Origin of the sequence: Sphingosinicella sp. (assembly GCF_041916975.1) — a bacterium.
Taxonomy (GTDB): Bacteria; Pseudomonadota; Alphaproteobacteria; order Sphingomonadales; family Sphingomonadaceae; genus Sphingosinicella.
Window position 1 is genome coordinate 841,005 of sequence record NZ_JAYRYK010000001.1, and the last position, 23,429, is coordinate 864,433.

Consider the following 23,429-nt stretch of genomic DNA (forward strand, 5'->3'; position numbering starts at 1 on the left):
CTGCAGGAGAGCGAGATGCGCAAATCCCCCAAGGTCATCATCACCAGCGCGACGACAGGCGCGATGCACATGCCGATCATGTCGCCGTACCTGCCGATCACGCCCGACGAGATCGTCGCCGATTCGGTGGCGGCCGCCGAAGCCGGCGCGGCGATCGTCCACCTGCACGCGCGCGATCCCGAAACCGGCTGCCCGGTCACCGATCCCGCCGTCTACGCGCTCTATCTTTCGCGCATCAAGCAGCAGTCGGACGTGATCATCAACATCACCACCGGCCAGCCTGCGATCCGCCGCAATCCCGAAACGGGCGGCTTCGACGTGAAGAGCAACTGGGCCGAGGTGATCGAGGAACGGCTCGCGGCGCCCAAGGAATTCTCGCCCGAGATCACCAGCTTCAACATGGGGCCGATGAACGCCGCGAGCTGGATGCTGGGGCGCAAGTATGACTTCGACAAGCTGCGCGACTGGGAGAAGCTGTTCGTCCAGTCGACCCGCGACCTCACTATGGCCAACACGTGGGCGAGCATGGAGAAGATCGCGCAGGAGCTGGGGCGGGACCGGGGCGTCGTGTTCGAATACGAATGCTTCGATATCGGCCATCTCTATTCGCTGAAGATGCTGGAGACGATGGGCGTGGTGGAACCACCCTATTTCATCCAGTCGGTGTTCGGCTTCCTCGGCGGCATCGGCAGCACGCCGCGCCATGTGCTCCACTTCCGCGAAACCGCCGACGAGCTGTTTGGCGACACGTATTACTGGTCGCTGCTGGCGGCGGGGAAGGAGCAGATGCGCCTCACCACGCAGGCGGCGTTGCTGGGCGGCAACGTCCGCGTCGGGATGGAGGATAGCCTGTGGCTCGGCAAAGGCCAGCTCGCCAAATCATCGGGCGAGCAGGTGGCGAAGATCCGCCGCATTCTGGAAGAACTCGGCCTCGAGATCGCGACGCCTGACGAGGCGCGCGCAATCCTCGGCACCAAGGGCAAGGACAAGGTGAATTTCTGATGGGTTCCACCCCTGCCCCGCCGAACCACAACCAGAGCGTTTCAGAGCGTCTTTTCACGCGCGCGCAGGCGGTGATGCCGTCGGGCTACACGCGCCATCTCGCCGTCGCCAAGCCCTATCCGATCTATGCCGATCACGCCGAAGGCTGCTGGATCACCGACGTCGAGGGCAACCGCAAGATCGACTGGATCAACAACTTCTCGGCGCTGATCCACGGTCACAACAAGCGCGAGATCATCGACGTGCTTTCGGCGCAGGCGGCGCGGCTGATGTCGGCGGTGCTGCCGACCGAATGGGAGGTTGAGCTCGCGGAGATCCTCTGCGCGCGCATCCCCTCCATCGAGCGCGTGCGCTTCATGAACAGCGGCACCGAAGCGAACCAGATCGCGGTGAAGGCCGCGCGCGCCTATACCGGCAAGCCCAAGATCGCCAAGATGGAGGGCGGCTATCACGGCCAGTTCGACCTGCTTGAAGCGAGCTTCCAGTCGACGCCCGAAAACTGGGGCGATCCGCGCCGGCCCAAAGCGACCGCCTATCAGGCGGGCCATCCGCAGGGCCTGCTCGACCTCGTGACCATCCTGCCGCTCAACGACATCGAGGCGACCCGCGAAATCCTGCGCGCCGAAGCCGATCAGCTCGCCGCCGTCATCCTCGATCCGCAGCGGCTTCAGCTCGGCATGGTGCAGCCGGATCTGGCGTTCCTCGAAATGCTCCGCGAGGAGACCGAGCGCCTCGGCATCCTTCTCATCTTCGACGAAGTCTGGTCGCTGCGCGCCGGCCATGGCGGCTATCAGGGCAAGATCGGCATCACCCCCGACCTCACCACGATGGGCAAGATCATCGGCGGCGGCATTCCGGTTGGGGCCTGCGGCGGCAAACAGGAATATATGTCGGTGTTCGAGATCGATTCCGGCGATCCCAAAATCAAGCACAGCGGCACGTTCACCGCGAACCCGATGGCGATGGCCTGCGGCACCACATCGCTGCGGCTGCTGACCCCGGGCGCTTTCGACGATCTCGCCGCCAAGGGCGATCGCCTGCGCGAAGGTCTCGCGCAGATCCAGCACGATCTCGATCTCGACGGCGTCGTGCTCGGCGAGGGTTCGATATCGGTGCTGGTGATGACGCGAAAGCCGCTGCGCAATTACCGCGATCTGGCCTTCGCGGCGTCAACCGATCTCGCCGCGCGCCTTCCCATCATCCAGAAACTGCTCGCCGAGGAACAGCTGCTAACGATGCGCGGCGGTTTTGTCGGATCGACGCCGATGACGAATGATGACATCGATTTCACGATCGCGGGGGCGCGCCGCGCGTTCACGCGCTTCAAGGCCCTGTAGACGGCAAGGGAGGACGACGTATGCGCGATTCCATTCGGGCCCACCCCTTCCGCTGGTTCTATGCGATCGCGTTCGGCATCGCTTCGCTGCTGTGGACGTATGCCGTCGTCGCGGAGATCGTGGCGCCCGATGCCTATGGTCCGGGTCAATCGCTGGTCGATCATTATTTCACGGTGCGGGCGGAGGTTCTCGCCGCGCATCCGCTGATCGCCGCGCACCCTGACGGGGTTCCGGCGACGCTGCTGTCTTACTGGGCGGTACCGCTGGTGTTTCCGTTCCTGTTCTTTCCCGGCGCACCGACCACGGCGGCGCTGATCGTCGTCGCGGCCGGGTGGGGGAAATCGGGCCTGAAGGCACTGCTCTCGCTCTATCACCCGCTGCGCGGCAGCCTCGGCTGGCGTGAGGGCGCGCGCCTCTATCTCACGCTCCTGCTGCTGGTCGCGGGCGTTGCCGCGCTGGCCGGGACAGTCACCTGGCTCCGTGCGGGCGACCTCGCCCTGCCGGGGCTCATCCAAGGCTTCGGCCTGCAATCCGCCGCCATGTTCACAAGCGCGTGGCTCGTCGCGCTCTTCGCCAATCAAGGCGCCCTGCTGGAGGAACTCGGCTGGCGGGGGTTCGCTTGGCCCCTGCTCGTCCACAAGTTCGGGGTGCCGCTCGTCGCCGCGGTCGTGCTCGGCATCTGCTGGGCGCTGTGGCATTTCCCGCGCGAGGTGCCGCTGCTGCTCGCCGGGCAGAACACGCTACCGCGTCTGCTCGCCGGGCAGTCGGTGTTCATCGCAAGCTGCGTGGGGATGACCATCATCGCGGGCTATTTCGTGAACCTATCCGGCGGCAGCGTGTGGCCGGCGATCATCGTGCACGGCAGCTTCAACATGATCGGTTCGGCGATGCGCTTCGAGCTTCCCGGCGCAGGCGGATCGGGACAGGTGCACATCAGCCTGATGGTGCTGTGGATCATCCTCGCCGCCGCCGTGCTTCTGGTCGCGGGGCGCGATCTCGGCTGGCAGCGGCGCATGGCGCTGCACGGTGGCGACGGCAACACCGACCCCTCGCGCCTCTGGTCGAAAGAAGGCAGCAACTGATGTTCCCCGACAGCCAATCCCGCTCCGCCGCATTGTTCGATCGCGCGCGCGCGGTGCAGCCGGGCGCCAACACGCGCCACATGATCACCTTCGCGCCCTACGTGATCTACGCGGAGCGCGGCGACGGCTGCCGCGTCACCGATGTCGACGGGAACGTCTACATCGACTGGGTCAACAACTTCTCCACGAACATCCACGGCTACGGCTACCCGCCGATCGTCGAGGCGATCAAGGCGCAGGCGGAGCGGATGCTGTGCTGCATCCTGCCGACCGAGGCCGAGATCGCGCTTTCCGAGATCATCGTGGAACGCTGGCCGGGGATCGATCAGGTGCGCTTCACCAACAGCGGCACCGAGGCGGTGATGGTCGCGGTGAAGGCCGCGCGCGCGATCACCGGCCGCAGCAAAATCGCCAAGACCGAGGGCGGCTATCACGGCCAGTTCGATCTCGTCGAGGCGAGCTTCCTGCCGACACCCGCCAACTGGGGGCCGGAGGATCGCCCGGCCGCGCCACCGCTCGGCCACGGCACGCCGCAATCGCTACTGGACGAGGCCGTCATCGTCCCGTTCAACGCCGTCGATGCCACGCTGGCGCGGCTCGAGGAGGAGAAGGACGCCCTCGCCGCCGTGATCATCGATCCGATCCCGGCAAGGCTCGGCTTCGCACCGGCGAGCGAGGCGTATCTCACGGCGCTGCGCCGCTTCTGCACGGAGAACGGTATCGTCCTGATCTTCGACGAGGTCTTCTGCGGACGCGCTGGCTATCACGGCGCGCAGGGCCGCCTCGGCGTGCTTCCCGATCTCACCGCGCTCGGCAAGATCATCGGCGGCGGGCTGCCCATCGGCGCGGTCGGCGGTACAAGGGAAGCGATGGCGATCTTCGACAATCTCGCCGGGCCGCTGAAGATGAGCCACAGCGGCACATTCACCGGCAATCCAATGAGCATGGTCGCCGGTATTGCGGCGATGCGCGGGCTGACGCCGGAGGTGTTCGCGCGCCTCGAAGCGCAGGGAGAGAGTCTGCGCCGGGGTCTGATGGAACGCATGGCGGCGTTCGGCCTCGACATGCGCGCCAACGGGCTCGCTTCCATGACCAGCCTGCAGTTCTTTTCCGAGCCCGCCGACAATTATCGCGAATTCCATAACCGCTCGGGCGACGCCTATCTCGACCGGATGCGGCGCCTTCACCGCGACATGCTGAACGCGGGGCTGCTGATGGCGACGCGCGGGCTGATGGTGGGATCGACCGCGATGACCGACGCCGACATCGACGAGACACTGGCGCGCGCCGAAACCGCCTTGCAGGCGTTCGCACAGAGAGAGGCCGCATGAACCGCCGCTTCTCGACCAGCGTCTCGCTGATGTTCCGCGAGTTCGCCATGCCGGAGCGGTTCGCGCAGGCGAAGGCGGCGGGCTTCGAAGGCGTGGAGATCCAGTTCCTTGCCGAGGGCGACCTCGCCGAAATGGCGACAGCCGCAGCGGCGGCGGAGATCGACGTTACGCTCATCAATGTCAACATGGGCGACTACATGGCCGGCGGCGCGGGCCTCTCGGGCGTTCCGGGCCGCGAGGCGATGTTCCGCAGCGAATTCGCCAGTGCTCTCGATGCGGCGGAGGTGCTGGGCGCCCGCTTCGTCCATCTCGGGCCTTCGCGCATTCCCACCGATAGCGATCGCGCCGCCTGTCTCGATACGTACCGCCGCAACATCGACCATGCCGTGGCGGCGGCCGCGCAGCGGGGCAGCACGGCACGGCTGCTGGTCGAGCCGATGAACCGCGTCGACGCGCCGGACGCGCTGATCAACGACATCGACGACGGCGCCGCGCTGATCCGGGCCGCTTACGAAGGCGTGATCGGGCTGCAGTTCGATATCTATCATGTCGCAATGAACGGGCACGATCCGGCCGAGGCCTACGCCCGCCACCGTGACATTGCCGCGCACGTCCAGTTCTCCGACATTCCGGGGCGGCAGCCGCCGGGCGACGGCACGCTGGATTTCACGAGTGTTTTCGCGGGCATCGAAAGCCACGGCTACGATGGTCTTCTCGGTGCCGAATACATGCCGCGCCAGCCGACACTGGAAACGCTCGGCTGGATGAAGCGGCTTGCCTGACGTGGCTGACATCAACCTCCTGACAGACAAAAACATCCACGGCGCAGTGGTGCGTGTCGAGGATGCCGAGGGCGCACCGCTTCTGGTCGCGGCGGCCGGCGAAGCGCGGCCCGGCATCGCCATGACCGCGGCGCACGGCTTCCACATCGCCAGCGTCACCAAGACGATGACCGCAGCGGTCGTGCTGCAGCTCGCGGAGGAAGGCGCGCTGGGCCCGCGCGGCATCGATGCCGCGTACGGCGACTTCGGCGTGTTCGCGCCGGAGATCATGGCGCGGCTGCACAGAAGCGGCGGCGAGAGCCTCGCGCACCGCATCACGCTGAGGCATCTGCTGACGCACACCAGCGGCCTCCGCGATGCGATGGAGGATGACGCGGCGACGCTCGGCGGGCCAGCGCCGGACTCGCTGATCGGGCGGATACTGGCGCCGGGCGGCGATCGGCGCCGCGCATGGAAGCCGTGGGACCCGGAACGGCCGCTCGACCCCGAGGCGGGGGTGATCAACCTGTTCCTCGCGAACGGCACGGCGGACGCGCCGCTCGCCGCGCCGGGCGAGGGCTTCCACTATTCCGACACCGGCTTCATGCTGCTCGCCCTGCTGATCGAAAAGCTGACCGGATGCACGCTGGGCGATGCCTACCGCGAGCGCCTGTTCGCGCCGCTCGGCCTCGCCGACACGTATCTGGCGTACCGCAACGATCCGCCCGGCCTCGGCCCGCACCGCGAGCCGGAAGCGGAAGTCTGGATGGGGCCGATGCCGGTGCTGGGCAGCGGCGCCAGCCTGTCGTTCGACTGGGGCGGCGGCGGCGTGGTGTCGAGCGCGGCCTCGCTCAACCGCTTCCTGCGCGGGCTGCTCGGCGGCGCGCTGTTCCGGGAGCTCCGAACGCTCGCAGCGATGCTCGACTGGCAAACGCCGCCGGGGCTCGCAGCGCCGCGCACGGGCGTCGGGCTCGGTATCTTTCGGACCGAGGACGCCGGCCTCGAGCTGATCGGGCATTCGGGCGCGAGCGGCGCCAAGATGTTCCATGCGCCCCGACACGGTTTCTTCATCGCCGGCACGATCAACCAGATGGCCGGCCCCGGCACATGGCACTGGCCGATCGCACACCAATTCGCGGCGGCATCTTCAACGGGAGGACAGGCATGACACATGACAGGGCGAATGCGCTCATCACGCATATTCTCGGCGCGATCGAGAGCGGCGATCATGCTGCGATCGAGGCGATGCTGGCCGATCAGGTGGAATTGAACACGCCGCGTTTCCTGAAGCCGATCCGCGACAGGAAGCATGTCACCATCGTGCTGCAGACGATCCCCAAGGTGATCGAGAACTTCCACTATGTCCGCACCTGGCCCGCCGCCGACGAGGCGATCATGGAGTTCAAGGGCAATATCGGCGCGATCGAGGTCCACGGGCTCGACATTTTCCACCTCGATGCCAGCGGCAAGGTCGACGAGTTGACCGTCTTCATCCGTCCCACCAAGGCGCACGCTGCGCTCGGCGAGGCGGAGGACGCGCTGATCCTCTCGCAGCTCGAAAAGGCAAAGGGCGGCGCGGCCTGATGCTGCGCGCCGACGATCCGTATTGCGTGCCCCCGGCAGTAACCGCCGAGGGGCTGCTCGACGTCGGCGACGGCCATCACATCTACTGGACCGACAGCGGTGCCGGCATTCCCATGATCACCTGCCACGGCGGGCCGGGCGGAGCGATGATGGCGGGAGCGGCGCGTTTCACGGACCGGCGCCGCGTGCGCCACATCATGTTCGATCAGCGCGGCTGCGGACGTTCGACGCCGCGCGGCCGGCTGGAGGCGAACAGCCTGCAGCATACAGTCGCCGACATGGAACGGCTGCGGCACCATCTCGGCATCGAACGCTGGATCGTCAGCGGCGGATCGTGGGGCAGCACCGTGGCGCTCGCCTACGCGGAGGCGCATCCCGAACGCTGCCTCGGCCTGTTCCTCGTCAGCCTATGGCTGTGCCGGAAAGCCGATACCGACTGGTGGTTCCACGGCGTACAGGCGCTGTTCCCGGAGCTTTGGGAGAGCTTCGCCGCGATGGTGCCGGAGGCAGAGCGCACCGATCTTCGGGGCGCATACTGCCGCCGGATTCTCGGCGATGATCCCGAAGTCGCGGCGTGCTTCGCGACCAATCTTTTCCTCTATGAAGAAGGCTTCATGCACTTCGATGCGCCGATCGCGCCGCCCGACCCCGTGCGCGGGGCCGACTACGGCCGCATCTTCGCGCACTATGCGGCGCACGACTTCTTCGTCGACGACGACATGCTGCTGCAGAACGCGGACCGCCTTGCCGCGATTCCGGTCTCGATCATCACCGGCCGCTACGATTGCTGCACGCCGCCGTCGAACGCCTGGGCGCTGGCGCAGCGCCTGCCGCACGCCCGGCTGGAGATCGTGCCCGGCGCGGGCCACTATCCCACCGAACCGGCGTTCGGCTATGCCGTGGCTCGCGCCGCGCAGGACTTCGTAGGACACATTGAACGGGAACTCGGCCGATGAGCAAAACGGCGCAGCGCGTTCCCTTCGGCCAGCTCGCAGCCTATGCGGCGCCCGGTTTTTCGCTGGCGCTGCTGATCTCGCCGTTCCCGGCGCTGCTGATGGCATTCTATGCCAAGCACACCGACGCGACGACGGCAGGCATCGCGACGGTGATCCTGTTCGCGCGCATCTTCAACGGCGTCATCGACCCGCCGATCGGCTTCCTCAGCGACAAGACGCACTCGCGCTGGGGACCGCGCAAGCCCTGGCTGGTCGCGGGGGCGCTGTTCTCGCTATTCGCCTTCTGGGTCGCTTACATGCCGCCGGCGAATGCGGGGAACGCCTATTTCGCGCTGGCGATCGTGTCCTTCTACATCGCGCACTCGGTGATCGACACGCCCTACCGCACATGGTCCGGCGAGATCAGCACCGACTATGCTCAGCGGTCCCGGCTCGCCGGTGCGACCACGCTGGCGCTGTTGATCGGCGGCGTCGGTTTTCTCGCCGTACCGGAGATCCTGTCGATGCCCGCCATCGGCATACTCGATTCCGCCGAGCTTGACCGCGACGCGATGGCGATCCTCGGCTGGATCGGGATCGCCATGATGCCGGTCTGTATCGGCATTGCAGTGTTCGCGGTGCCGGTCGGCACGGTCACGCGGGGTGAGGCCTATCATCTTGCGGAAATGCGGACGATCTTCACCCGCAATGGGCCGTTCCGCCGTTTCATCAGCGCCGACTTCATCAGTCAGGTGGGCTGGGCGGCGAGCTACGCGCTGATGGCGATCCTCCTCGACAATTATTTCGGCTTCGGCGACCGCGTCGTAATGTTTCTGCTCGTTGCGACCGCCGCGCAGGTGGCAGCGATCCCCATCTGCACGCGCCTCGCCGCGCGGTTCAGCAAGCACAAGGTCTATGCCTGGTGCCAGATTCTGAATGGCGTGCTGCTACCTGGCTATCTGCTGTTCCCGCCCGGCGGCCAGGCCGATTTCGGACTGATGCTGGCGTACGGCGCCTTCGTCAGCGCACTCGGCACGCCCAACATGATGTTTCCACAGGCACTCACCAGCGATATCGCCGACTATGACACGCTGCGTTCAGGGCAAGCGCGGGCCGGCACCTATTTTTCGATGCGCACGTTCCTCGCGCCCGCGGGCGGCGCCGTGGGAGGCGCGCTCGGTTTCTACACGCTGTCGCTGTTTAGCTATGATCCGGCGAGCAACGCCAACTCGGCACTTGCAACCCACGGCATGCTGGCAGCCGCCATCGGCCTCCCCATGATTGCCTTCGTCGTCTCGGGGCTTCTGATGCTGTCGTACCCGATCACTGCATCTCGCCATGCCTTCATCCGCAAACGCATCGAAGGACGCCGCCGGGAGGATCGAAGCCTCACGGCGTGAAGGCAGCAATGCTCAGTGTGGCCGCGGCGGTACGGTGTGGAACTGCGGCACGTCGTCGGCGATGTCGTAGTAGTCGCCCTTTTCGGCGGTGTGGACGTGCACGGCGAGGCGTGTGTTCGTCGGCGTGTCGAAGGCGCCCATTGCGATTCCAGTCCAGTCACGGCCTATCGGATCCCAGAACAGCGATGACCCGCAGGTTGCGCAGAAGCCGCGACGAACCTTTTCGGAAGACTGGAACCAGCGGACGTTTTCCGCGCCGCTGATCGAGAGTGCGGAGCGGGGCACATCGGTCGACACGAAATAATGGCCCGACTGCTTCCGGCATTGGGTGCAGTGGCAGCCATCCGGCCCGGGCAGGTCGCCCTCCACCCTGAAGCTCACCGCACCGCACAGGCAAGAGCCGGTGTGCATCTTCAAACGCCTCCGGGCTATCGCTGCCGCTGCGCGCGCGGGCGCCAGTTGTGGACATCCTCGCCGATCTCCGCGCGATCTTCGGGACTGAGAAATTTACCGAGCGCCTTGAGCCGCACGCGCCCCGATGCCTCGGCGCTGCGGTCTCCGCCAATCGTCGCGGCCAGTGCCCAGAAATAGGCGCCGCCGGTGTCGCGGCCGACGCCGTGCCCGCGCGCGAAGGCATCCGACAACGCGATCTGCGCGGGACCGTAGCCGCGGCTTGCCGCACGGTGGAACCATCCGGCAGCGACGGCGTGATTTTCCCGAACGCCCCGTCCCTTCGCGTACATGACGCCGAGCATCGTTTCGGCGATCGCGGAGCCATGCTCGGCAAGGCGCTGAAAGCCGCGCCGGGCCGTACGGTAATCACCCGTATGATAGGCCGACATCGCGCCTTCAAGCCGCGCCGCAGCCCAACCACCCGTGCCGGCGAAGGACGGCGCAGCCAGTGCGAGCAGCAGTGCGAGCAGCAGTGCGATTGCAAGCGGTGTCTTCATCTCTTTCGGCGCTGTCGCAAACGGCTAGCCGGAACGCAAGAGGCCGACAGCGGCGTCACGTCCGAACAGGTAGAGAAGAATGCGCGCAGCCTCGCCTCGGGGACCGGAAAGGCCGCCTTCGTGCTCGACGAGGAGGCGCGCGTCGTCGCGCGCGGTCTCGACGAGCGCGGCGACCTGCTCGGGCGTCGCGATGCGGAATTCGGGATCGCCGGACTGGCGGACGCCGAGCAGCTCGCCGCCGCCGCGCAGCTTCAAGTCTTCCTCGGCGATCTCGAAGCCGTCGTTCGAGCGGCGGATAAGCGCGAGGCGACTGCGCGCGGTTTCCGAGATGTTGGGCGCGCGGACGAGCAGGCACACCGAGCGCGCCGCGCCGCGCCCAACGCGGCCGCGAAGCTGGTGAAGCTGGGCGAGGCCGAAGCGCTCGGCCTGCTCGATGACCATCAGGCTCGCTTCGGGCACGTCAACGCCGACCTCGACGACGGTGGTGGCGACGAGAAGCTGGATGCGGCCGGACTGGAAATCCGCCATCACCGCGTCTTTCTCCGGCCCCTTCATGCGGCCGTGGACGAGGCCCACGATGGGTCCGAAGCGTTCCTTCAGCATGGCATAGCGCGCGTCGGCGGCAGCGAGATCGCCCGCGACCTCGCTTTCTTCCACGAGCGGGCAGACCCAGTAGGCACGGCCACCATCGGCAAGCAGGCGGCCGACGCCCTCGACCACCTCTTCGAGCCGATCCTGACTGATGACGCGCGTTTCGACCGGCGTGCGGCCCGGCGGCATCTCGTCGAGCTTCGAGATGTCCATCTCGCCGTACTGCGTGAGCGTGAGCGTGCGCGGGATCGGCGTGGCGGTCATCACCAGCATGTGTGCGGTCTTTTCGGCCTTGTCCGCCAGCATCAGCCGCTGCGCAACGCCGAAGCGGTGCTGCTCGTCGACCACGACGAGGCCGAGATTGCGGTAGTCGACGGCCTCCTGAAAGATCGCGTGGGTGCCGACGAGGATGTGAATGTCCCCCGCCGCGAGGTCGGCAAGGATGGCCTTCCTCTGCGCGCCTTTCTCGCGGCCGGTGAGGATTTCGGCGCGGACGCCGATGCCGTTCAGCAAAGCCGCGATGTTCGCCATGTGCTGGCGCGCGAGGATCTCGGTGGGGGCGAGCATCGCCGCCTGCGCACCCGCCTCTACCGCGCCGAGCATGGCGGCGAGCGCGACCAGCGTCTTGCCCGAACCGACGTCGCCCTGCAGCAGCCGCAGCATCGGCGCGGACTGGGCAAGATCGCCGGTGATCTCGCCGATGGCGCGCTGCTGCGCGCCGGTGGGGCGATAAGGCAACGCACGGAGCATGGCATCGATAAGGCGGCCATCGCCCCGGAGCGGGAGCGCCCCCTTGCGACGCGAGGCCTGCCGCATCAGCAGGAGCGCGAGCTGGTTCGCGAAGAGTTCGTCGTAGGCGAGCCGATCGCGTACCGCGCGATCGTTCGCATGGGCCGCGGCAAGGGCTTCGTGCCAGTGCGGCCAAGCACGCTGGCGGACGAGCGAGGCCCCTGCCCATTCGGGAAGCGCCGGGACACGCTCCAGCGCGTGTTCGACGAGCGTGCGGAGGCGGCGGTTGGTGAGGCCCTCGGTGAGGCCGTAGACGGCTTCGCGCCCGGGGATGTCCCCCGCCTTTTCGGGCACAACCACATGATCGGGGTGGACGATCTGAAGGTTCTGACCGAAGCGATCCAGTCGCCCGCTGACGACGCGGCGCTCGCCGATGGGGAGGAGCTGGCGCGCATAGCCGCCGCGATCGGTGAAGAACACGATGTCGAGCAGGTTGCCATCGCCATCGCGCGCGCGGACGCGCAGCGGCGACTTCGGGCCGCGCGTTTCATGGCCCACGACATCGACGGCGAGCGTGACGACCTTGCCTTCAAGGCCGCCGTGGACGGCATCGACGCGCAGGCGCTCGATCTCGCCCGTCGGCAGATGGAACAGCAGATCGATGACGCGCGCGATTTCCAGCCGCTCCAGCTGGCGCTGCAAGGCCGGGCCTACGCCTTTCAGCGCCGCGATTTCCGCGAACAGGGGGTTGAGGATATCGGGTCGCATGCTATCTCGCTCCGACTGACTAACTCCATGCAGCGGGAGGCGCAAATGCGCTTTCCGCTTATCGGCTATTGGCGAAAGCGCAGATGACCAATCCCCTCGACGCGCGCCGGCGGCGGCTCCACTTCCGCGCCTGGCACCGCGGCACCAAGGAAGCCGACATCATGATCGGCAGCTTCACGGACCGCTATCTTGCGGGCTGGGGCGAAGCCGAAATCGCGTGGATGGAAGCGTTCCTCGAAGAGGACGACGTTGAGATCATGGCGTGGGCCATCGGCACCGAAACGGCACCGGAGCGCTGGCACGGACCACTGCTCGACACGCTGAAACGGCTCGACTTCATGGTGGCGCCGGAGTGAAGAATTACATCGAGGCGATTGCGAAGGCCGATGCGCCGCTGACGCTGGCGAGCGCGCCCGCCGGGTTCCAGCCGTGGCTGCTCGCGGACCTTGCGCGCGCCGCGTTTGCGAAGGGCGCGCGCGCAGTGTTCGTCGCGCCCGACGACCTTGCCGCGCATCAGCTTCTGGATGCCGCGCACTTCTTCGCGCCCGAGGTGGAGACGCTCTACGTCCCAGCGTGGGATTCGCTGCCCTACGACCGTGCCTCACCCTCGCTGCGTGTGGCGGCGGAGCGGGTGGCGGGGCTTGCGGGGCTGCTGCGGCCGGTGACGGCGCCGCAGCTTGTCGCGACCACAGTGAACGCGCTCCTCCAGCGGACGCTCACGCCCGCGCGGCTTGGGAAGCTCTCCGCGCGGATCGCGCCGGGCGAGCGGATCGACCGCGATGCACTGGCCGAGATGCTGGTGGCCAACGGCTACGTGCGGACCGACACGGTGATGGACGCGGGCGAGTTCGCGGTGCGCGGCGGCATCCTCGACCTGTTCCCGGCGGGCGGCGAGCACGCGCTGAGGCTCGACTTCTTCGGCGACGAGATCGAGACGCTGCGGCTGTTCGACCCGGCGAGCCAGATGACGAGCGGCACCAGCGCGGGCTTCGACCTGCTGCCGGTTTCGGAGGCGCTGCTTTCGGCGGACAGCATCCAGCGCTTCCGGCGCGGTTACGTGGACCTCTTCGGTGCGACCGCCACTGGCGATCCGCTGTATCAGGCGGTGAGCGACGGGCGGCGGCTGGCGGGCATGGAGAACTGGCTGCCGCTGTTCGAGGACGGGCTCGGCACCGTGTTCGACTATCTGGGCGCGGACGACATCATCGTGCGCGACGAGGGCACGAGCCTTGCCGCCGAGCAGCGCTTCGCGGCGATCGACGACTATCACGGCAACCGCGTTTCGGCGATGACGCGCGAGCCGGGCAGCTATCGGCCGCTGGCGCCGGGCGCGCTCTATCTGGCGAAGGCGGAGTGGGACGGCACGCAGGCGGCGCGGCGCGTGCATCTCGCAACGCACTTCGCACGGCCCGACGAGGATGCCGTGCTCGACCTCGGCGTGACGGCAGCGCGGGACTTCGCGCCCGAACGCGCGGCGCAGGCGAACATCTACGAGGCCGTCGGCACGCATGTCGCGGCGCTGCACCGGGACGGCAGGCGCGTCGTGCTGGCGAGCTACACTGAAGGTTCGCGCGACCGGCTGCGGACGCTGCTCGCCGACCATGGCTTCGGGCCGCTGCATATCGTGGAGAATTGGCAGGAGGCGCTGGGCGCGGCGAAATCCGGCGGCGCAGCCATGGCCGTGCTGCCGATCGACCACGGCTTTACAACCGCCGATGTCGCGCTCGTTTCCGAGCAGGACATGTTCGGCGACCGGATGGTGCGGCGCGCCAAGCGCGCGCGCAAGTCCGACGCTTTCATGGACCAGCTTTCCATGATGACGCCCGGCGACCTCGTGGTGCACGCCGACCACGGTATCGGGCGCTACGAGGGGCTTGTCACCATCACGGTGGGCCGGAGCCCGCACGACTGCGTGCATCTTTCGTACGCAGGCGGCGATAAGCTCTACGTGCCCGTTGAGAACATGGATGTTCTCTCCCGCTACGGCTCCGATTCCGAAGGCGTCACGCTCGACAAGCTGGGCGGCGCGAGCTGGCAGGCCCGCAAGGCGCGGATGAAGGAGCGGATTCGCGAGATCGCGAACGAGCTTCTGAAAGTCGCGGCAGAGCGCGCGACGCGGCCGGGCAAGGTGTTCGAGGCGGAAGCCGCCACCTTCGGCGCGTTCGTGGACCGCTTCCCCTATGCGGAGACCGACGACCAGCTCCGCGCGGTGGACGATGTGGTCGCCGACCTTGGCGCCGGGAAGCCGATGGACCGGCTGATCGTGGGCGACGTCGGCTTCGGCAAGACCGAAGTTGCGCTGCGCGCCGCGTTCGTGGGGGCGATGGCGGGCGAGCAGGTGGCCGTGATCTGCCCGACGACGCTGCTCGCGCGTCAGCACGCGCAGAATTTCCGCGAACGTTTCGACGGTCTGCCGGTGAAGGTGGGGCATCTTTCGCGGCTGGTTTCGGCAAATGAATCGGCGCAGACGCGCGCAGGGCTGGCAGACGGCAGCGTCGACATCGTTGTCGGCACGCACGCACTTTTATCGAAGAATATCAATTTCAAGCGACTTGGCCTTGTCATCGTGGATGAAGAGCAGCGCTTTGGCGTCATTCACAAGGAACGGCTGAAACAGCTGAAGACCGACGTGCACGTGCTGACGCTGACCGCAACGCCGATCCCGCGCACGCTGCAGATGGCGATGTCGGGGCTGCGCGACATGTCGATCATCGCGACGCCGCCGGTCGACCGGCTCGCCGTGCGCACCTATGTGATGCCGTGGGACGAAGTGGTGGTGCGCGAGGCGCTGCTGCGCGAGCATTATCGCGGCGGGCAGAGCTTCTTCGTGACGCCGCGCATCGCGGATATCCCCGAGATCGAGGAGTTCCTGCGCACCCACGTGCCCGAGGTGAAATACATCGTCGCGCACGGGCAGATGAGTGCCAGCGAGGTTGAGGAGCGCATGTCCGCCTTCTACGACAAGCGCTACGACGTGCTGGTTTCGACGACGATCATCGAATCCGGGCTCGATATCCCGAGCGCCAACACGCTCGTCGTCCACCGCGCCGACATGTTCGGGCTGGCGCAGCTCTACCAAATCCGGGGCCGCGTCGGCCGCTCCAAGACGCGCGCCTATGCGTATCTGACGACGCCCGCGAACCACCTGATCACCGAAACGGCGACGAAGCGGCTGCAGGTGCTTTCAAACCTCGACACGCTCGGCGCGGGCTTCCAGCTCGCCGCGCAGGACCTCGACATTCGCGGCGCAGGCAATTTGCTCGGCGACGAGCAATCGGGACATATCCGCGAGATCGGCTTCGAACTGTATCAGGACATGCTGGAAGAGGCGATGCTGGCGGCGCGCGCCGACGCCGCCGGGCTCGACCGACCACGCGAAGCGTTCAGCCCGCAGATCACGGTGGATGCGCCGATCCTCATCCCGGAAAGCTATGTGGGCGACCTCAACCTCCGCATGGCGCTCTATCGGCGGCTCAATGATATCGACGAGGTGGCAGGCGTGGAGCCGTTCGCCGCCGAGATGATCGACCGCTTCGGCAAGCTTCCAGATGAGGTGAGCAATCTCCTCAAAGTCATTGAAATCAAGCTACACTGTAAGGCCGCCAACATCGAGAAGCTGGAGGCCGGCCCCAAGGGCGCGCTGATCGCCTTCCACGCCGGCAGCTTCCCGAAGCCGGGCAAGCTCATCGAATTCGTGCAGAAGAACGCGCAAGTCGCCCGGCTGCGTCCCGACCACAAGCTTTTCATCGCCCGCGACTGGCCGAACCCGGCAGCACGCTTGCAGGGCGGGCTCAATGTGGCGCGGGCGATGGGCAAGCTCGCAGGATAGGTTTGTTTAAGACCTGGGACGTAACCTCGGGTGCGTGGCCAGTATTCCGCATACACCGCTGAGCAGCCGCGCCTTCTGGTCGGTCACTGCGATCATGTCCACGTGCGTGTTCGGCGCCGTTTTCCTTTGGGATGGCGTCCCACTCGCCGCACCCTCCCCGCGAGACAGCGCCACCTTCGCCTGCGCCGCGCCCTATATCCACGACGGCGACAACATCAATTGCCGGGGAATGCAGCGCGGACGCCTGCATGGCATTGACGCCCCCGAAATGCCGGGCGCCTGTCGGCCGGGCCGCCGCTGCACGCCCGGCGACCCCTATGCGAGCCGCGATCACCTGCGTTCACTCGTCTCGGGAGGAGCCGTACGCTGCGAGAGGCTCGAAACCGACCACTATGGACGCGCCATCCTCCAGTGCTGGTCGGGCAATATCAACCTTTCCTGCGCGCAAGTGAGAGCCGGCCATGCGGTGAAGCGATACGGCTGGCTGCGCTGCGGAGACGCGAGCTAGCGGAACTGCGGACTTGCCGGGCCGCAGAGCCCATGCGATCAGCACCCGCGAAGCCGCAGCCTGAGTGCGGCGTTCCAGAGGGAGAGAGACGGTGTTCAGTCACATCATGCTCGGCGCCGACGATACGGCGGCCGCCAAAAAATTCTATGACGCCACGCTCGGTGCGCTCGGTATTCCGCCAGGCAATACGGATGACAAGGGGCGGCTTTTTTACGTGACGCCGACCGGCATCTTCGCCGTGACGCAGCCGATCAACGGCGAACCTGCGAGCTGCGCCAATGGCAGCACCATCGGCTTTGCCGCGAAAACACCCGCCGAAGCCGATGCCTGGCACGCCGCCGGCGTGGCGAACGGCGGCACGACCTGCGAAGATCCGCCCGGCGTTCGTGAGGGCAGCTTCGGCAAGCTTTACCTTGCCTATCTGCGCGATCCGGCCGGCAACAAGCTCTGCGCCCTCCACCGGATGGGCTGACGACAACGGCGTGCCCATCTTTGTGGGCACGCCCTTTTCTATGCGGCGGCGAGCTCAGCCGCCTGCCTTAGCGCCTCGATCGGCTGCGCGCCGACCACGGCGATCTTGTTTGCAAAAATGTGGGTGGGTACGCCGCTGACACCCATCGAACGCGCTCTATCCGCCTGCGCATTGACAATGTCTCTGTCGGCATCGCCAGCGAGCAGCGCTTCCAGAATGACGCGGTCCATGCCCGCCGCTGCGCCAATATCGGCGAGGACAGCGACATCCCCGATATCGCGACCCTCGCTGAAATAGGCGCGGAACAGACCTTCGGCGACAGCGTCCGCCCGCCCCTGCCCGCCCGCCCAACGCACGAGGCGGTGCGCATCGCGGGTATCCGGCACGCGCTCTACGCGACTGTAGTCGATATCGAGACCGGCACCCTTCGCAGCCGCGGTGACACCCGCTGCCAGCTCGCTCGCGCGCTCATCGCTGCCGAACTTCGTGCGCATGAAATCGGCGCGGGCGACGCCGCCCGCAGGCATATCCGGGTGAAGAAGATAGGGGTGCCAGCGCCGCTCGATGTCGGCCTCGTTCGCAAACGTATCGAGATGGCGCTTGCCGATCCAGCACCACGGGCAGACGAAATCCGAAACGATATCAATGGTGATCGCCATGAAAAGCCTCCCGCGCGGGAGCCGGATCAGGCTGCGACTGCGACCTTCCGCGCCTTGAGCGACGCGACGAGGGCGCGCGCGTCGGCATCGCCATCCCAGCAGGCGAGAGTGTAGCCGATCCTGAGCGCGATGGAAGCACCGCCCGGCAGATCAACCTTCTGGAAGCGCAGGACGTTCGCAAGGCGGCGGACCGCAACGTTCGCGCTCGCATAGCGCGTATCAGGGAACTGCACGAGGATGCGGCTGCCGGAGAGGCGCGTCGCCATGTCCTCGCCGCGGATGCAGCGGCGCACCATGTCTCCGACGCGGCGCATCACGATATCGCCCGCGAGATAGCCGTGCACGGCATTGATCTCGTCAAGGTTCTCGATCGTGAGCCCGGCCACGGCCACGGGAAGCGAAAGTTCAGTGCAGTCCCGCAAGGTCGCCTGCAGATGCGCCATGCCGAAGCCATGACCCGCAAAGCCTGTGAGCCCGTCGCGAATGACCATCTCGACGTGCTGCGCGTAGCGCGCGGCAAGCGCAGCACGCAGCGCTTCGAGCCGCTTGAACGAGGTGAGATGCACGGAGAGCTGCTCGCTCGACAGGCAGGTGGGCGCGACATCGGTCACGCCGGCGTTGAACACCATATCGAGATCGAGCTTCTCGACCTCCGGCGTCGCGAGCAGCACGGGAAGATTGTAAAGCGCGGGCACGCGGCGCATCCGGTCCGCGAACTCGATGGCGCTCTTCGGGTCGACCGCCGAGCAGAGCAGCACGGCATCGAGACCGCCGCGATAGAGGAGCGCGCGCGCCGCCTCGGGATCATCGCAGATCGTCGCCTCGGTGCAGGACCGCACGGCGCGGTTGAACTGTTCGGCGCAGTGCGCGCTCTGATCGAACTGCACGAGCAGAACCGACGCCCGGCGGCTTGCCACAACCGGTTCGGCGGGCGCAAGAAACAGCCCGTCGCCGCTCGTGAAGCCGCGCGCGGTCGCCTGGCGGCGCGCGAGTTCGCGGCGCATCGTGGAGAGGCGCAGGAGTATGGCGACGCGGCTCGCGACCTGCGTGGGGTGCATCGGCCGATGAATGATGTCGTCGAAACCCGCGTGCTGGAGATCGCGGTGAAGCGCGGCGGTGCCGTCTTCGGTGAGCGCGACGAGCATCATGCCTTCGCGCTGCGTCCACCGCTCGGCGCTGCGCGCGAAGGTGGTGACGGCAGCGATGCCGATTTCCGCGCCTGCGAGCACGATGACAAGCTGATAGCGTCCGCTCGACGCAAGCGGGATCGCTTCCATCCAGGAGGCTGCCTGCACCTGGGTGAACTTGTCGGCTGCGATCTTCGCGACGCCCGCTTTTGCGTGCGTTTCATCCTTGCCGACGACGAGTACGCGATTGGCCTGCACGACGCAGCCTGCCCCCTGTTAAAGCGTTAACGTGGAGCTTTCTAAGGGACGGCGGTTAAGGATTGGTCAAGCGGCGCGGGCGCGCTGCCAGTTCTCCACGAACGGCGGGAGATCGCCGAGCGCGAGCGGCGGGCTGCACAGATAGCCCTGATACCAGTTGCAGCCTTCGCGCACGAGCGTTTCGAGCTGGCTTTCGGATTCGACGCCCTCCGCGACCACCACCATGCCGAGCGAACGCGCCATATCGACGACGCCGCGCACGATCACGCGATCGCGCGTCGAGCCCGAGAGATCGGTGACGAGCTTCTTGTCGACCTTGAGAATATCGAGCGGCAGCGACTTCAGATAGGCGAGCGACGAGTAGCCGGTACCGAAATCGTCGATGGCGACGCTGATGCCGCGCTGGCGAAGCTTGGAGAGGATCTCGGAGGCGTGCTCCAGATCCTCCACGAGGCCGCCTTCAGTGACCTCCAGCGTCAGCCGTGAGGGCGGAAAGTGGCTGTCGGCGAGCGATTCTGCAACGATACGCTCGAAATCGGGCGCGCGCATGTCCGCCGCCGTGACGTTGATCGAAAGCCGCAGGTCGCGCAGATGTGCCGGCCACGCTGCCGCCTCGCCGCACGCCTGCCGCATGATCTGCTCGCCGAGGCGGGTGCCGAACTCAGCGCGCTCGGCGATCGCGAACAGCGTTTCGGCGGGGAGCACGCCGTAAAGCGGATGCTCCCAGCGTACCAGCGCCTCGACGCCGACGATGCGGTTGGTGACGATATCGACCTGCGGCTGATAGAGCAGACTGAGGCCGCGCCGCTCCGCCGCCGCGCGCAGGTCCGCTTCAAGGCTGGCGAAGCGGGCCGGGTTGCCGTGCTCGTCGGAGAGGAACACCTGGAAGCTGTTCGGATCAAGCTCCTTCGCGCTCGAAAGCGCGGCGCTCGCGCGCTGGAAGAGTTCGTCCGCAGTCGTCACCTCCTCGTCGCTCGCGGCGATGCCGATGCGGCACGAGAGGTGGATGACGCGCCCGCCGACGATGAACGGCTTCTCAAAGCCCTTGCCGATGCGCTGGCTGAAGAACACCGCCTGATTGAGCGTGATCGGCCCGGCGAAGGCCACCGCGAACTCGGCCCCGCCGAGCCGCGCGGGAAGCTCGCTTTCGGCGGTCTGGTCGTTAAGCAGGCGACGGAGGCGGCGGCCGACGGCCTGCAGCAGCGAATCCGCGACCGCGCGACCATAAGCGGCGTTCACCTGATCGAAGCGGCTGATCGCGAACATCACAACGATGCACGCGGGGTTGTGCCCGGCGCGCGTGTTCAGCTTCTCATCCACCCACGCGCGGGCATGGCGAAGGTTCGCAAGGCCGGTCAGCGTATCGAAATGCGCGGAAAGCCGCCGCTCGATGAGCGTTGAATCAAGATCCTCGACCGTGGCGGTAAGCCCGAGCACGCTTCCCGCAGCATCGCGCGTGGGCCGTATGTGGTGAACATAGGTATGCGGCCGTCCGTCGAGAACGAGGCGGTGTTCCACCTCTCCCGGAACGCCCGCCTGCCAGATACGGCGGACGGCGCGGCGCGCCTGCGCGCGCGCGCGCCGGTCGAGCCGCAGAAAGGCGTCGTCGAGCGAAAGCTGATCGGTGTGCGGCGGATCGCCGATGAGCACGGCAAGCGCCGGGCTGATGCGGACGGAATCGTCGCCCACGCTCCATTCCCAGCGCGCCGTGCCGCCGATCGAGGCCTGCGCGGAGGCCACGGCGGCTTCGGCGCTCGTCTTCTGCATCCGCCGGATCGAACGCTCGACGAAACGCAACGATTGGCCGAGTTCAGAGGCGCCGAACGGGCTGATCAGATAGTGCGTCGCCCCCGCCGTGTAGACATCGCCGAGCGACGCCGCATCGCTGCGCGAGAGGAGCACGAGAAGGCCGCCGCGCCGTTCCTGCACCGCCTGCGAAAGCTGCTCGACCTGCTGGAGGCCCCGCTGCAGCGCGCCGCGCGCATCGACAATGGCGATCAGCGCTTCCGAGGCGGCATAGCGACGGGCGGCATCGTCGGGCCGAAGGCTGACGATAACCGGACGTCCTGTCGCCTCAATGGCATCCTGCGCTTCGCGCCGGTAGCGGAATGAGGCGAGAAAGACGGGCGCGGAGAGCGATGAGCCGTGCATTTCACCTCGTGTGGAGACCGCAGCGCCTGTAACACTATCACGATGCCCTGCAAAGGCCAGCGACGAGAGCGGCCGAAGCGGCCATCATTGACGGCAAAACTTGCCCCCCGCCCCCGCCATGACTAACTCTTGAGGACGATGCAGGACGTAATCGCAAAAACGGCCGGGAAAGGCCCACTGATCGACCCCTTCGGGCGGGCGGTGACGTACCTGCGTGTCTCCGTGACCGATCGCTGTGACTTCCGGTGCACTTACTGCATGGCGGAAACCATGCAGTTCCTGCCGAAATCCGAAGTGCTGAGCCTGGAGGAGATCGAGCGCGTCGCGTCGGCCTTCATCCGGCGCGGCGTACGCAAGGTGCGACTGACAGGTGGCGAACCGCTGGTCCGGCGCGGCATCGTGAGCCTCGTCGACTCGCTCGCACGACACCTCGGGCGCGGCCTCGACGAGCTGACGCTCACCACCAACGGCAACCAGCTTGCAAAGCACGCCGAAGCGCTCGCAGCCGCAGGCGTGCGTCGCGTGAACGTGAGCCTCGACACGCTCGACCCCGACCGCTTCCGGCGCATCACGCGCTGGGGCGAGTTGCCGCGCGTGCTGGACGGCATCGCCGCCGCGAAGGCCGCCGGGCTCGCCATCAAGATCAACACCGTGGCGCTGCGCGGCATCAACGAGGACGAACTCGGCGACATGGCGGCGTGGTGCGGCGGCGAAGGCCACGATCTCACTTTCATTGAAACGATGCCGATGGGCGAGGTCGACGAAGACCGCACCGACCACTACCTGCCGCTTTCCATCGTGCGCGCCGAACTTGCGAAGCGCTTCACGTTCCGGCCGACCGACTATGTGACGGGCGGCCCGGCGCGCTACGTGGAGGTCGCGGAAACCGGCCGCAGGATCGGCTTCATCACGCCCCTCACCCACAATTTCTGCGAAAGCTGCAACCGCGTGCGCCTGACCGCGACGGGGCGGCTCTACATGTGCCTGGGGCAGGAAGACAGCGCCGATCTGCGCGCCGCCGTGCGCCGTTCGCCATCGGACGCCGACCTTGACGCCGCGATCGCCGAGGCGATCACGCGCAAGCCCAAGGGCCACGATTTCGTCATCGGACGCGGCCAGCCCCGTGCGGCCGTTCCCCGCCACATGAGCGTGACCGGCGGATGAACGACAAGCTGCCCGGCAAGGTGGCGCTCGCCGTCTCGCCAACCCCCGCCGCCCGCGAGGCCGCTGCGGATATCCTGCCGCTGCACGACTGGGCGAGCGAAGCCGAGGCGGACATCATCCTCGCGCTCGGCGGCGACGGTTTCATGCTGCAGACGCTGCACGCTGTGCTCCACCGACGGCGGCCCGCAAGCGTCTTCGGCATGAACCGGGGCACCGTCGGCTTCCTGATGAACGAATACAGCCCGGACGGCATCGCCGAGCGCATCGCGAACGCGCGCGCCTTCAAGCTGCACCCGCTGCAGATGGACGCGCGCACGATCGCGGGCGATCGCATTGTCTCCCCCGCGATCAACGAGGTCTCGCTGCTGCGCGAGACGCGGCAGGCCGCCAAGATCGAGATCGCGATCGACGGGCGCGTGCGCATGTCCGAACTCACCTGTGATGGTGTGCTGGTGGCGACGCCGGCGGGCTCCACCGCCTACAATCTCTCGGCGAACGGCCCGATCCTGCCGCTCCAGTCCGACCTGCTCGCGCTGACGCCGATCAGCCCCTTCCGCCCCCGCCGCTGGCGCGGTGCGCTCATTCCCGACACGTCGGTGGTGGAGTTCCGGATGCTGGAGGCCGGCAAGCGCCCGGTGAGCGCGGTCGCGGACCAGGTGGAAGTGCGCGATGTCGACGTGGTGCGCGTGAGCACCGACCGCTCGATCACACTGGAGCTGCTGTTCGACCCCGAATATGCGCTCGACGACCGCATCGCGATGGAGCAGTTCCTGACCTGAACACTCGCCCTC

At 67.0% G+C, this 23,429-nt stretch carries 21 protein-coding genes; 15 read left to right on the forward strand and 6 right to left on the reverse strand.

Going from position 1 to position 23,429, the window contains the following annotated elements:
• Window positions 1-15: 15 nt before the first annotated feature.
• The 9 genes from ACE3TJ_RS03935 to ACE3TJ_RS03975 are packed head-to-tail and all read left to right on the forward strand — an operon-like array spanning window position 16 to window position 9,432.
• On the forward strand, window positions 16-1,002 hold the full coding sequence (locus ACE3TJ_RS03935; protein ID WP_374594053.1) for a 3-keto-5-aminohexanoate cleavage protein: 987 nt from the start codon (window positions 16-18) through the stop codon (window positions 1,000-1,002).
• Window positions 1,002-2,339, forward strand: coding sequence for an aspartate aminotransferase family protein (locus ACE3TJ_RS03940; RefSeq protein ID WP_374594055.1), 1,338 nt, complete (start codon window positions 1,002-1,004; stop codon window positions 2,337-2,339). The genes ACE3TJ_RS03935 and ACE3TJ_RS03940 overlap by 1 nt, the downstream gene beginning before the upstream one ends.
• 20 nt (window positions 2,340-2,359) lie before the next feature.
• Window positions 2,360-3,421: a CPBP family intramembrane glutamic endopeptidase gene (locus tag ACE3TJ_RS03945; RefSeq protein ID WP_374594057.1), complete on the forward strand. Its 1,062-nt coding sequence runs from the start codon at window positions 2,360-2,362 to the stop codon at window positions 3,419-3,421.
• Window positions 3,421-4,752 carry an aspartate aminotransferase family protein gene (locus ACE3TJ_RS03950; RefSeq protein ID WP_374594059.1) on the forward strand — a complete coding sequence of 444 codons (1,332 nt, stop codon included), beginning with the start codon at window positions 3,421-3,423 and terminating at the stop codon, window positions 4,750-4,752. The genes ACE3TJ_RS03945 and ACE3TJ_RS03950 overlap by 1 nt, the downstream gene beginning before the upstream one ends.
• On the forward strand, window positions 4,749-5,534 hold the full coding sequence (locus ACE3TJ_RS03955; protein ID WP_374594061.1) for a hydroxypyruvate isomerase family protein: 786 nt from the start codon (window positions 4,749-4,751) through the stop codon (window positions 5,532-5,534). The genes ACE3TJ_RS03950 and ACE3TJ_RS03955 overlap by 4 nt, the downstream gene beginning before the upstream one ends.
• A 1-nt stretch (window position 5,535) precedes the next feature.
• Window positions 5,536-6,681, forward strand: a complete 1,146-nt coding sequence (locus ACE3TJ_RS03960; protein WP_374594063.1) for a serine hydrolase domain-containing protein — start codon at window positions 5,536-5,538, stop codon at window positions 6,679-6,681.
• Complete coding sequence (locus tag ACE3TJ_RS03965) at window positions 6,678-7,097, forward strand: nuclear transport factor 2 family protein (RefSeq protein WP_374594065.1); 420 nt, start codon at window positions 6,678-6,680, stop codon at window positions 7,095-7,097. The genes ACE3TJ_RS03960 and ACE3TJ_RS03965 overlap by 4 nt, the downstream gene beginning before the upstream one ends.
• Window positions 7,097-8,053 carry an alpha/beta fold hydrolase gene (locus tag ACE3TJ_RS03970; RefSeq protein WP_374594067.1) on the forward strand — a complete coding sequence of 319 codons (957 nt, stop codon included), beginning with the start codon at window positions 7,097-7,099 and terminating at the stop codon, window positions 8,051-8,053. Before ACE3TJ_RS03965 ends, ACE3TJ_RS03970 begins: the two co-directional genes overlap by 1 nt.
• On the forward strand, window positions 8,050-9,432 hold the full coding sequence (locus tag ACE3TJ_RS03975; protein ID WP_374594070.1) for an MFS transporter: 1,383 nt from the start codon (window positions 8,050-8,052) through the stop codon (window positions 9,430-9,432). Before ACE3TJ_RS03970 ends, ACE3TJ_RS03975 begins: the two co-directional genes overlap by 4 nt.
• A 12-nt stretch (window positions 9,433-9,444) precedes the next feature.
• Here ACE3TJ_RS03975 and ACE3TJ_RS03980 read toward each other — a convergent pair whose 3' ends face one another.
• The 3 genes from ACE3TJ_RS03980 to recG are packed head-to-tail and all read right to left on the reverse strand — an operon-like array spanning window position 9,445 to window position 12,470.
• Complete coding sequence (locus tag ACE3TJ_RS03980; RefSeq protein ID WP_374594072.1) at window positions 9,445-9,843, reverse strand: GFA family protein; 399 nt, start codon at window positions 9,841-9,843, stop codon at window positions 9,445-9,447.
• Between the two features lie 17 nt (window positions 9,844-9,860).
• A complete protein-coding gene (locus ACE3TJ_RS03985) occupies window positions 9,861-10,382 on the reverse strand; it encodes a tetratricopeptide repeat protein (RefSeq protein WP_374594074.1) in 522 nt (173 codons plus the stop codon).
• Between the two features lie 24 nt (window positions 10,383-10,406).
• The gene (gene recG, locus ACE3TJ_RS03990) at window positions 10,407-12,470 is read right to left on the reverse strand and encodes an ATP-dependent DNA helicase RecG (RefSeq protein ID WP_374594076.1); all 2,064 of its coding nucleotides are present in this window, start codon (window positions 12,468-12,470) and stop codon (window positions 10,407-10,409) included.
• Window positions 12,471-12,553: 83 nt separating this feature from the next.
• Between recG and ACE3TJ_RS03995 the strand changes: the two genes are divergently transcribed.
• From ACE3TJ_RS03995 to ACE3TJ_RS04010, 4 genes are all read left to right on the forward strand, one after another.
• The gene (locus ACE3TJ_RS03995; protein WP_374594078.1) at window positions 12,554-12,826 is read left to right on the forward strand and encodes a succinate dehydrogenase assembly factor 2; all 273 of its coding nucleotides are present in this window, start codon (window positions 12,554-12,556) and stop codon (window positions 12,824-12,826) included.
• A complete protein-coding gene (gene mfd / locus ACE3TJ_RS04000) occupies window positions 12,823-16,299 on the forward strand; it encodes a transcription-repair coupling factor (protein ID WP_374594080.1) in 3,477 nt (1,158 codons plus the stop codon). Before ACE3TJ_RS03995 ends, mfd begins: the two co-directional genes overlap by 4 nt.
• A 34-nt stretch (window positions 16,300-16,333) precedes the next feature.
• Complete coding sequence (locus ACE3TJ_RS04005; RefSeq protein WP_374594082.1) at window positions 16,334-16,807, forward strand: thermonuclease family protein; 474 nt, start codon at window positions 16,334-16,336, stop codon at window positions 16,805-16,807.
• 91 nt (window positions 16,808-16,898) lie between these two features.
• Entirely contained in the window at window positions 16,899-17,279 is a 381-nt protein-coding gene (locus tag ACE3TJ_RS04010) for a VOC family protein (RefSeq protein ID WP_374594084.1), read from the forward strand.
• Window positions 17,280-17,317: 38 nt separating this feature from the next.
• Here ACE3TJ_RS04010 and ACE3TJ_RS04015 read toward each other — a convergent pair whose 3' ends face one another.
• The 3 genes from ACE3TJ_RS04015 to ACE3TJ_RS04025 form a co-directional block, all read right to left on the reverse strand.
• A complete protein-coding gene (locus ACE3TJ_RS04015; protein WP_374594086.1) occupies window positions 17,318-17,938 on the reverse strand; it encodes a DsbA family oxidoreductase in 621 nt (206 codons plus the stop codon).
• Between the two features lie 26 nt (window positions 17,939-17,964).
• Window positions 17,965-19,323: a diguanylate cyclase gene (locus ACE3TJ_RS04020; RefSeq protein WP_374594088.1), complete on the reverse strand. Its 1,359-nt coding sequence runs from the start codon at window positions 19,321-19,323 to the stop codon at window positions 17,965-17,967.
• A 66-nt stretch (window positions 19,324-19,389) separates the two neighbouring features.
• Complete coding sequence (locus ACE3TJ_RS04025) at window positions 19,390-21,474, reverse strand: putative bifunctional diguanylate cyclase/phosphodiesterase (protein WP_374594090.1); 2,085 nt, start codon at window positions 21,472-21,474, stop codon at window positions 19,390-19,392.
• A gap of 138 nt (window positions 21,475-21,612) precedes the next feature.
• Here ACE3TJ_RS04025 and moaA point away from each other — a divergent pair, with 138 nt between their 5' ends.
• Both moaA and ACE3TJ_RS04035 read left to right on the forward strand, forming a co-directional pair.
• A complete protein-coding gene (gene moaA / locus ACE3TJ_RS04030) occupies window positions 21,613-22,638 on the forward strand; it encodes a GTP 3',8-cyclase MoaA (RefSeq protein ID WP_374594092.1) in 1,026 nt (341 codons plus the stop codon).
• A complete protein-coding gene (locus ACE3TJ_RS04035; protein WP_374594094.1) occupies window positions 22,635-23,417 on the forward strand; it encodes an NAD kinase in 783 nt (260 codons plus the stop codon). The genes moaA and ACE3TJ_RS04035 overlap by 4 nt, the downstream gene beginning before the upstream one ends.
• Window positions 23,418-23,429 lie beyond the last annotated feature (12 nt).

Excerpts from the sequence above, each read along its gene's own strand:
- ACE3TJ_RS03935 (WP_374594053.1), top strand. The coding sequence starts at position 16 with ATGCGCAAATCCCCCAAGGTCATCATCACCAGCGCGACGACAGGCGCG.
- ACE3TJ_RS03940 (WP_374594055.1), top strand. The coding sequence starts at position 1,002 with ATGGGTTCCACCCCTGCCCCGCCGAACCACAACCAGAGCGTTTCAGAG.
- ACE3TJ_RS03945 (WP_374594057.1), top strand. The coding sequence starts at position 2,360 with ATGCGCGATTCCATTCGGGCCCACCCCTTCCGCTGGTTCTATGCGATC.
- ACE3TJ_RS03950 (WP_374594059.1), top strand. The coding sequence starts at position 3,421 with ATGTTCCCCGACAGCCAATCCCGCTCCGCCGCATTGTTCGATCGCGCG.
- ACE3TJ_RS03955 (WP_374594061.1), top strand. The coding sequence starts at position 4,749 with ATGAACCGCCGCTTCTCGACCAGCGTCTCGCTGATGTTCCGCGAGTTC.
- ACE3TJ_RS03965 (WP_374594065.1), top strand. The coding sequence starts at position 6,678 with ATGACACATGACAGGGCGAATGCGCTCATCACGCATATTCTCGGCGCG.
- ACE3TJ_RS03970 (WP_374594067.1), top strand. The coding sequence starts at position 7,097 with ATGCTGCGCGCCGACGATCCGTATTGCGTGCCCCCGGCAGTAACCGCC.
- ACE3TJ_RS03975 (WP_374594070.1), top strand. The coding sequence starts at position 8,050 with ATGAGCAAAACGGCGCAGCGCGTTCCCTTCGGCCAGCTCGCAGCCTAT.
- ACE3TJ_RS03980 (WP_374594072.1), bottom strand. The coding sequence starts at position 9,843 with ATGCACACCGGCTCTTGCCTGTGCGGTGCGGTGAGCTTCAGGGTGGAG.
- ACE3TJ_RS03985 (WP_374594074.1), bottom strand. The coding sequence starts at position 10,382 with ATGAAGACACCGCTTGCAATCGCACTGCTGCTCGCACTGCTGCTCGCA.
- recG (WP_374594076.1), bottom strand. The coding sequence starts at position 12,470 with ATGCGACCCGATATCCTCAACCCCCTGTTCGCGGAAATCGCGGCGCTG.
- ACE3TJ_RS03995 (WP_374594078.1), top strand. The coding sequence starts at position 12,554 with ATGACCAATCCCCTCGACGCGCGCCGGCGGCGGCTCCACTTCCGCGCC.
- ACE3TJ_RS04015 (WP_374594086.1), bottom strand. The coding sequence starts at position 17,938 with ATGGCGATCACCATTGATATCGTTTCGGATTTCGTCTGCCCGTGGTGC.
- ACE3TJ_RS04025 (WP_374594090.1), bottom strand. The coding sequence starts at position 21,474 with ATGCACGGCTCATCGCTCTCCGCGCCCGTCTTTCTCGCCTCATTCCGC.
- moaA (WP_374594092.1), top strand. The coding sequence starts at position 21,613 with ATGCAGGACGTAATCGCAAAAACGGCCGGGAAAGGCCCACTGATCGAC.
- ACE3TJ_RS04035 (WP_374594094.1), top strand. The coding sequence starts at position 22,635 with ATGAACGACAAGCTGCCCGGCAAGGTGGCGCTCGCCGTCTCGCCAACC.